The organism is Immundisolibacter sp. (genome assembly GCF_041625615.1).
Taxonomy (GTDB): domain Bacteria; phylum Pseudomonadota; class Gammaproteobacteria; order Immundisolibacterales; family Immundisolibacteraceae; genus Immundisolibacter.
The window spans coordinates 1-8,431 of the sequence record NZ_JBFJTF010000106.1; the positions used below are offsets into that span (position 1 = coordinate 1).

General features: G+C 72.5%; 4 protein-coding genes. All 4 read right to left on the bottom strand.

Features of this window, described 5'->3' with window-relative positions; genetic code table 11:
- The coding region (locus ABYX71_RS08855) for a hypothetical protein (RefSeq protein WP_372696136.1) at nucleotides 1-919 on the bottom strand (919 nt) is incomplete at its 3' end.
- Entirely contained in the window at nucleotides 919-3,666 is a 2,748-nt protein-coding gene (locus ABYX71_RS08860) for a hypothetical protein (protein WP_372696137.1), read from the bottom strand. The genes ABYX71_RS08855 and ABYX71_RS08860, both read right to left, overlap by 1 nt.
- Before the next feature lie 9 nt (nucleotides 3,667-3,675).
- On the bottom strand, nucleotides 3,676-7,113 hold the full coding sequence (locus ABYX71_RS08865) for a hypothetical protein (RefSeq protein ID WP_372696138.1): 3,438 nt from the start codon (nucleotides 7,111-7,113) through the stop codon (nucleotides 3,676-3,678).
- 3 nt (nucleotides 7,114-7,116) lie between these two features.
- Entirely contained in the window at nucleotides 7,117-7,710 is a 594-nt protein-coding gene (locus tag ABYX71_RS08870) for a hypothetical protein (protein ID WP_372696139.1), read from the bottom strand.
- Nucleotides 7,711-8,431: the final 721 nt, after the last annotated feature.

Consider the following 8,431-nt stretch of genomic DNA (forward strand, 5'->3'; position numbering starts at 1 on the left):
GCACCTGCAGGCGCAGGCGCGTCGCCCGCGCCTGCGCCTGCCGCCGGTACGCCTGCGCGGCGTCACGCGCCGCCGCGGCCGTGCGCAGGGTGCCGTCGCCGAACACGCGCCGCGCCGCGCCGGTCCCCGCCTGGCCCCGTACGCCCTGCGGATCCTTGGTGAGCCAGCTCCAGGCAGCCGCGCCCTGGCTGCCGGCAGCGCCCTCCCCGACCACGGCGAGCGCACCCGGCGGTGCACTGCCGGCGTGGTGCTCGAGCATCAGCACATCGTGTCCATAGCGGAAGGTCTGCACGGCTGCCGCGCCCGGCGCGGCGCAGCGCAGCGCCCCTGTACCGTCGACCCACACCCGCAGGCCGGCCTGCGCGGCCAGCAGGCCCGCCCATTCCCACAGGCTGCGACGGTCGTCCAGCGCCAGGAACGGGTAGGTGCCGGTACCCTCGAGCGCCCCCGGCGTCAGGCCGGCCTCGGCGGCGAAGCCGGCCAGCAGGTCGGCCAGCGAGCGGGCACGGTGGCTGGTGTTGTGGCGCTGGCGGGCCAGCGCCACCGCGGCCGAGGCCAGCAGCACGGTGCGCTGGCTGCCGGGCAGGCCGTCCACAGCCAGTACCTCGCCCTGCAACAGCGGCGACAGCGCGCCCTCCTCGCCCAGTTCCACGCGCAGCGTGTCGCCGGCGGCCACCGCCGGCGCACCGTCGCGGTCGACGAGCGTCAGGCGCGCGTGGCTGATTGCCGGCGCCGGCGCGAGCACCAGCTCGACGGCACTTAGATGGTCCGCCCACGGGTCGGCCTGCGGCGCAGCCAGCAGGCCCATTGCCATGTCCAGCAGCCCGCCTGCGCCGGCCGCCGCCATCGGTGGACCAACCTTGCAACGCGGCCGGAAACCGGCCACGGGCGACGATTCCGGCACAAAGGGCAGGTTCATCAGCCGACTCGCTGGTTGTCGGAGGTGTACCAGGTGAGGTAGCGCAGCACGCCGTCACGACCGAGCACGTGCGTGGCCTCGCGAAACACGAACGGCAACGTGAAGCGGCTCAGCCCGGAACTCACCGGTGGCGGTACCGCGGCTGGCGCCGGTCCGCCGAGCACATGCATGTGCAGGTGGTTGTGGAAACTGGTGCCGACATCGCCGGCATGCATGAGCACCTCGCCCTGCTGCACCGTCTGGCCGATGATGTCGCGCGGGTCGGTCACGCCCTTGGCGGCGAACACCTCGCGCACCGAACCGCGCTTGCCGTGGCCATACACGGCGTAGGTGCACGGGAAGGTGGCACGCAGGGACGGATCGAGGATGTTGGTGTCGTGCGCGGCCACCACGGTGTCGTGCCTGACGACGATGAAGTTCCAGTTGAAATAGGCCTGATCAAAGTTGCCGCCCGTGTCGTAGCCGAGGTTGGCCACACCGGTCTGGCCGGGAATCAGGCCGCTGGCCGGCGTCGCGGCGGCGGTGTTGACGTCGGCCTGCGTCGGCTCACCGGGACCGGCCCAGCCCAGCGCGGTCTTGATGGCGTCCCAGATCTGGGCGTCGGCGGGGTCGGTGTCGTCCGGCAGCCAGTCGAAGTAGTCGACCACCGTGCCGGCGCGTGAGGCCAGAACCTCGTCGCCGAAATCGTGCGCGAAGTCGTAGGCGTACACCTGCGGCACCCAGTTGAAGCGCATGTGGCTGAACATGCCCTGATTGGCCTGGCCGACGAACAGCGCCGTGCCCTTGGCATACGGCAGCTTGTACGGCGACGTATCGGCCGCCGGGTAGCCGGTGAAGTCCAGCCGCGCCGGACTGTAGGCGTTGCCCTCGGGATCCTTTTTCGGGTTGTAGGTGCCGTCCGCGGTGTCGCCTTCCTTGGTCGTGTACCACTGCAGCAGGAAGCCGATGAAACCCACCAGCGCCCCGGCGCCGATGTTCTCCCCCAGCTGCCCGGCATCGTAGGTACGGGACAGCGCCCAGGTAGCCAGAGTGCCCAGCGTGGCGCCGGCGATACCCATGCCGGCACCCAAGAACCAGTAGCCGTAGAACGCGGGATTGTCGGGATGAAACGGGTGCGCGTAGTCCTCCCGTGGCACCAGCTTGATCATCAGCATGTTGGCCAGTACCGCCCCCAGGGACACCACGGGCCCGCCGTGCTCGCGATTGTCCGGGCGTGTATCGGGGTCGCCGGTGGCGCCTGCGGGCCCGGTCTGGTTGAGCAGCGTCCACAGGCTCAGCAACAGACCGTGGGCACCGGAGATCAGGCTGTGGATGTTGTAGGCGGACAGCGCATCGCCGCCCAGCAGCGTGGCGTACTGGGCGAAGATGTTCACGCCGTTGGTCTCCGTGTGCTTGCCCTCGAGCCCACCGAGCAGCACGATCAGCCACGGCACCCAGATGTAGAGGTACTCGCTGCCCACGCCCCAGCCGGACAGGTTGGTCAGCAGCGCCTGTAGCGGCGCCTTGCCGGTCGGCACGGTCAGCAGCTTGATGAAGTTCCAGAACGTGAGCGGCACGTTGGCGCCCTTCTCCCGCGGGCTGGTGGCGAAGGCCGTGATGTGTCCGGCGGTCTTGCCCGCCTCGACCAGCGCCGCGAATACCTGTGTCCACACTTCCAGAAACTGCGGCCCGACGACACCGAAGCTGTACACCTCGGACCCCAGGCCACCGGCGAACTGCGGTGCCTGGTGCCATTGCCCGGCACCCTCGGCGAAGGTGTGCAGTACCTCGTCGTTACCGTCACCGACACGGCGCAGCATCAACTGCGTGCCATCGGCGCTGAGCCAGACGCGGTCGTACGGATAGCCGGGCAGGATCTTGTCGGCCAGCCAGATGCTGAAGTCGTCGCCGGCCAGACGCCGCTTGCTGGCGTACAGCCACGACGCGTACCAGCAGTAACGATCCCCGGACAGCGGCGGGTTCGGCTGCGCCGCGCCCACCGACCCCGGCCCGAACGGCCCCGCGCCGGCCACGCCGGCCAGGGCCTCGGTGGCGCCCAGGGTGGCCTTGGCCTTCTCCACGATGCAGGCCAGCTGCGCGCGCACTTTCTGGAGGCCGGCCGCGCGCAGCGTGCGGTGGAGTTCCTGCGCCACCCGGTCCGGTTGCCAGTCCAGCGCCGGCACACCCTCCAGCACCTCGGTTTCCACCCGTCCGAGCACCGCCGCCAGTGCCTGATGAACCGCCGCCTGATCGGCCGCCAGCGCGGCACTGCCGCGCAGCAACTCGGCCCGTACGTCGGCGCAGATCAGGCGCAGCTGCGCCTGCAACGCCTCCTGCGACAGTCCAAGCGGGCCGGTCAACAGCGCGTGCACGGCGCGTGTCCACCGGCGCAGACTGGCTTCGCTGAGGCCCTGTACGGCGGCCAGCGTCGCATCGAGCATGCCCTCGATCAGCGCCAGGCCGTCGAGCGGGGTTTCGACCTCGCCGGCCCGCGCAGCCAGCTCCTGCAACGTGTCGGTGAGCGGTGCCATCAGGGCGCTGGCCTGCGAGAGCGCTTCCGGCAGGCGGGCCTGCATGCGCGCGGCCAGCCGCTCCCCGGCGCGCGTGAAGGCACCGCCCAGCACCGGCGCCAGGGCCTGGGCATAGCGCGGGTTGGTCAGCAACTGCTGCAGCAGCGCCACCAGATCGTCGCCGAAAGCCTGATCGCCACGCATGGCATCCAGACGGTCGAGCCGTTGCGGCATCAGCAGTGCGGCACCCAGCGACATGCAGACCTCCTAAAAACTCACGCTGCCGGCGGCCGCCGCCGGACGGCCCGAGGGCGCCGCGGCCAGCATGGCCTGGTAGGCGCGGTCCACTTGCTGCAACTGGTCACCCAGTTCGTCCGGCAGGCCGTCCAGGCGCGCCAGCACGGCATCGACCGCCTCACGGATGTCGAAGGCGCGCACCAGCGGCAACAGGTCGGCTTCATAGCTGGCCTGCAGCGGGGCAATGACCAGCGGTTCGGGGTCCAGCGCCGCCAGCCTGGCGCGAAGCCCGGCCCAGGCGTCATCCAGCGTGGCGCGCAGCGGCGTGCCGGTGAGACTGCCCAGGCTGAGGTTGCCGAGCAGTGTCTCGATCTCCTGCGCCAGTGCCTGCGCCAGCTGATCCGGGCTGAGCGCCCGCAAACGCGACAGCAGGGCCGTGTGCAGGGCATCCACCTCACGGGCATAGACATCCAGATCGAGGCCGGTGAGACGGTCCACCAGTGCGTCGAGCGACTGCGCCAGATCGGCCAGTGCCTGCGGGGCGGCCAGCAGGGCATCCAGGCGCGCGCCGACGGCGTTGACCAGGTCGGACATGCCGTCCCCGGCACGCGCCAGCAGCACTCCGAGCGTACGCACCAGGCGCAGCAGGCCGACCAGCGGCGCGCCGAACTGGCGCAGGGCGGCGTCCCGCAACACCGAGCGCAGGGCGGCAGCGTCGAGCGGCTCGGGCAGCAGCGTGGCCAGCGGCCCGTCGGCGCGGTGGTAGCGGGCATCCCACTGCGGCCACAGGCCGGCCAGGGCCGTATCGGCGGCATGCAGCGCATCCCGCAACGCCGCCAGCTCGCGCAGGCTGCGCCCGTCATCCCCCAGCGGATCGAAATCGGCCAACCAGTCCAGCGCCGCGGTGCGTGCGGCGGACGGCGGCGCCGCCGCCAGGGCCGTCGTCAGCGTGGCCCTGGCACCGTTCAGGCGCGCCAGCGTGGCCGCCGGGTCGACGGCATCCAGCGCAGCCGCCAACGGCGAGCGCAGCGCCTGCCAGGCGTCCGCCAGGCGCGCCGAGGTGGTGGCGGAAACGGCATCGCGCAGCGTCTGCGCGGCGGCCTCCACCGGTGCGATGTCGTCCGGCAACTTGCCCAGGATGCCGTCCAGCCAGGCCGCCATCTGTGCCTCGGGATCGGTCAGCAGCGCCAGGCGGGCGGTCAGCGTGTCGATCAGTGGCTGCACCTCGCCCAGCGGGGCGAGCAACCGGCGCAGCTGCTCCACCGCCTGGGTCAGTGCGTCGGCCAGATCCTCGGTCGGCAGCGCTGCGTCGAGCTCGCCGAGCAGGCCGTCGATCTGCTGCGTCAGCGGCGCCAGCACGGCACCCGGGCGCAGTGCCTGCACCTGCGCCTGCAAGGCGCCGTGCGCCTCCCGCAACGGAGCCAGCACCGCCGCCGGGTCGATGGCGCCCGCCAGGCGTTCGCGCACGCCGGCCAGTGCGTCATCGGCCTGATCCAGCCAGGCGGTCGGCGAGAAATCGTCCAGTGCATCCACCAGCGCCGCGTACGGCGTGCCCAGCGGCTGTTCCAGCAGCGCACGCGGTGCGTAGGCCAGCAGGGCCGACTCGATCTGACCGGGCAGGTCACGCACCGCCTGCAGCACCTCGCGCGGCCCGGCATCCACCATGTCCTGCAGCGTCGAGCGCAGCGGTGTGATCAGCGGCGTCAGCGTCGGCGGCAGCACCGCCATGGCGGCGGCCAGCATGTCCGGCAGCGGCGCCACCAGGCTGGCTTCGTCGATGCTGCGAAGCGTGCTCTCCACATCGCCGATGGCCTCCACCACAGCGCCGGTCACCGGCTCGAAACGCAGCCCATCCAGGCGCTCCGCCACCGCGCGCAGCGCGTCCAGCTGACGGATCAGCGCCTGCACCGGTTCGCTGGCCAGCAGCGCCGCCAGCTGCTCCAGCGCCACCGTCAGAGGCGCCGCCAGCGCCTCGGGATCGAAGCCGCCGAGCACGCCCTGCGCCGTGTCGATGGCATCGGTCAGTGCTCCGGCCACCGGCGCCAGCGCCACATCCACTGCCGCCTGCGCCTGCGCGATGAGCTGCTCCAGGGCCTCTCGCGCCTGCGCCAGCAGGGCCTCGGGATCGATGGCAGCCAGGGCATCCTGTGCCTGGTCGAAGGCCGCCCGCACCTGGGCGGTCAGTTGGGCGATGCTGCCGTCAACCCGCACCAGCGTGTCCTGGGCCGCGGCGAGCGCCTCGGTGACCGGCCCCGACACGGCGTCGATATCGACGGCCGCGAGAATCCGCTCCAGAAACTGGCGCGTGGCAGTCAGTACATCCACCAGCGGCGCGAACGCTTCGTCATCCAGCGCATCCGGCAGCCGGACGCCGAACGCGTCTGCGAGCGTGTCGAACGAGGCCGAAGGCGTCAGCAGCACGCTGAGGCGATTGATACCGCCCTCCAGCACCGAGGGCACCGCCCGCAGGTCGGCACGCAAGGCCACCAGCGCGGCGCCGTGCCCCTCCAGCGCATCGGCGGCCGCGCTCAGTGCGGCCTGGGCGCCGCTCGCCGTGGCCAGCGCCGCGGCGATGTCCGGCTCGCCACCCGCAACGGCCGCCCCGGCCAGCGCCTCCACTGCCGCCGCCAGGTCGTGGGCGGCGGTCACGCCGGCTATCGGCAGCGGAGCCACCCGCCCGGGCGCCAGCGTGTGTTCCACAATCTGGCGGCCGTGAGCGTCCACCTGTTGCGCCAGACGCTGCAGCGTGTCGGCCAGTTCGTCGCGCAGTGCACTGCCGGGCGCCAGGTCCCAACGCACCAGCGTATCGAGCGGATCGCGCAGGTCGTCCACCAGCGGAATGGCACGCAGTGGAATATAGGACGGCCGAAAGGTACCGATGCGCGCATGCAGCCAGTGCGTCAGGGCCGACACGCTCATGTCGGCCGGCAGGGTGTCGACGAGCGCCTGGGCTGCCGCGACCTCGGCGGGGCCTACCAGCGGCGGTGCGGCGGCCGCTGTATCGCCGGCTGCCCCGCCAGCAGGCGCCGGCGGCGGTGCCGCACCCTCGCCCGTCGCCGGCGGCGTCAGGCCGGGCACCAGGCCGCAGCTCAGATCGGTGCCCAGCAGCACCCGCAGGGCGTCGATTACCCGCAGCACCGGCGCCAGCGCCACGCCGATGTCCGCGGTCAGCGTGGTGCCGAGATCACCGAGCAGGGCGGCGGGCTCCGCGGCGCCGTCCGCCAGCGCGCTGCCGAGCTGCGTGGCGATTCCGCCGAGATCGGCCTGCAGTCGAGCCGCCGGCTCGAACCGCGGCAACGGCAGCTCCTCGAGTTGGCCGAGCAAGCTCGCCAGCGCCGCCGGCGGTTCGTCGATCAGTCCCTGCAAGCCGCTGGCGATGCCACTGAACTGGCCCGCCTGCACGGCAATGTCCCCCTGCAGGCCGTCGCCTTCGGCCAGGGCTGCAAGCTGTTCGAGCAAGGTCGCCATCGGTTACCCGCCCAGCAGGTCGCCGAGTGCGCCACCGGCGGAGCCCAGCGCGCCGAGCGCGTCACCGGCATCCCCCAGCATGTCACTCAACCCGGCGGTGGGGTCGGACAGCTCCGGCAGACTGCCGAGCGCCGCCAGGCTGTCCAGCGCCCCGAGCGCCGAGTCGAGCATGCCGGCGGCGGCATCGAGCAGCCCAGCATCGATACCGCCGAGCAGGTCGGATGGCGGTGGCGGCGGCGGGCACTCCACCAGCCACAGCGTGTAGTCGACCTGGTCCGCCGCCGACGCGGCCGCCTGCACGTGCAGGCGCTCGATCATGACGTACTGCAATGCGGTGCCGGTGGCGATGTCCGACACGAAGGTCAGCGGTTCGCCGGCCAGGTAGCGCTCGCGCGCACTGCTCAGGAATGCGCTGCCCGGCTCGTCACCGAAAACGGAGCCTTCCACCACCAGGCGCGCCGGGCCGCGGCCGAGATCCTGAAACAGGTTGCCGGCGCGACCGGGAATGTCCAGTTCCACCAGCCGGCGCTGCTCGAGCGTCTCCAGCCGGGTCACCCGCGGCAGGGTGTAGTCGCCGAGCATGGGCGCCAGGTTCATGGCAGCTCCACTCCGCGAAGTTCGCCCTCGGTGCGCAGTGCCCGTGCCAACGCGTCGGCCAGGGGCTCCGATGCCGATGCCGTCCCGGACGCGGCCAGACGCTCCGGCGTCGGCGCCGTAGGCTGTGAGGCCGCGGTGCCCGGGGAGTGGCTGCCCCCCTGCCCCGCCGCCGGTGTGAGCCAGGCCATGGCGCGCGCAGCCGGCTGCCGCCGCTCGGCTGCCGCGGGCGCCGTGGTGGCATCGGCCGCGGTTCGCGTGTGCCCCGCGAACAGCCGCGCCGCCAGCCGGCCGATACCGTTCAGGGCGGGTACGTTCGCCGGCGACGGCCGCCCACCACCTGCGGCTCCTGGCTCGGGTAGCGTCACAGGTGCCTGAGCGGCGCCATGCGCGGACGGTGACTGTCCCCCCCCGGGAATCTCCCGGCGCGGCGCCGCCGGCGGGGCGAGCTGGGACACGCGGCGCGAAGGCGCCGTCGTCACTGCAGGAGGGGCGTCAACCCGTGCCAGATGGTCCAGCAGGTCGGTGATCTGGGCCAGAACCCGCGCCGGCGCCCTGCCGTCGGGTTCCACCGCAGGCGCCTTCGTGGAGCGGGCAGCGGCCGGCAGCGCGGACGCCGGCGCGGCTCCCGCACGCGCAGTTGCGCGCGCATGGGCAGCGGGTGCCGACGCGCCAGGCGTTTGCGGCGACAACGCGTTTGCAGCCGCCGCCAGACGGTCGGGCA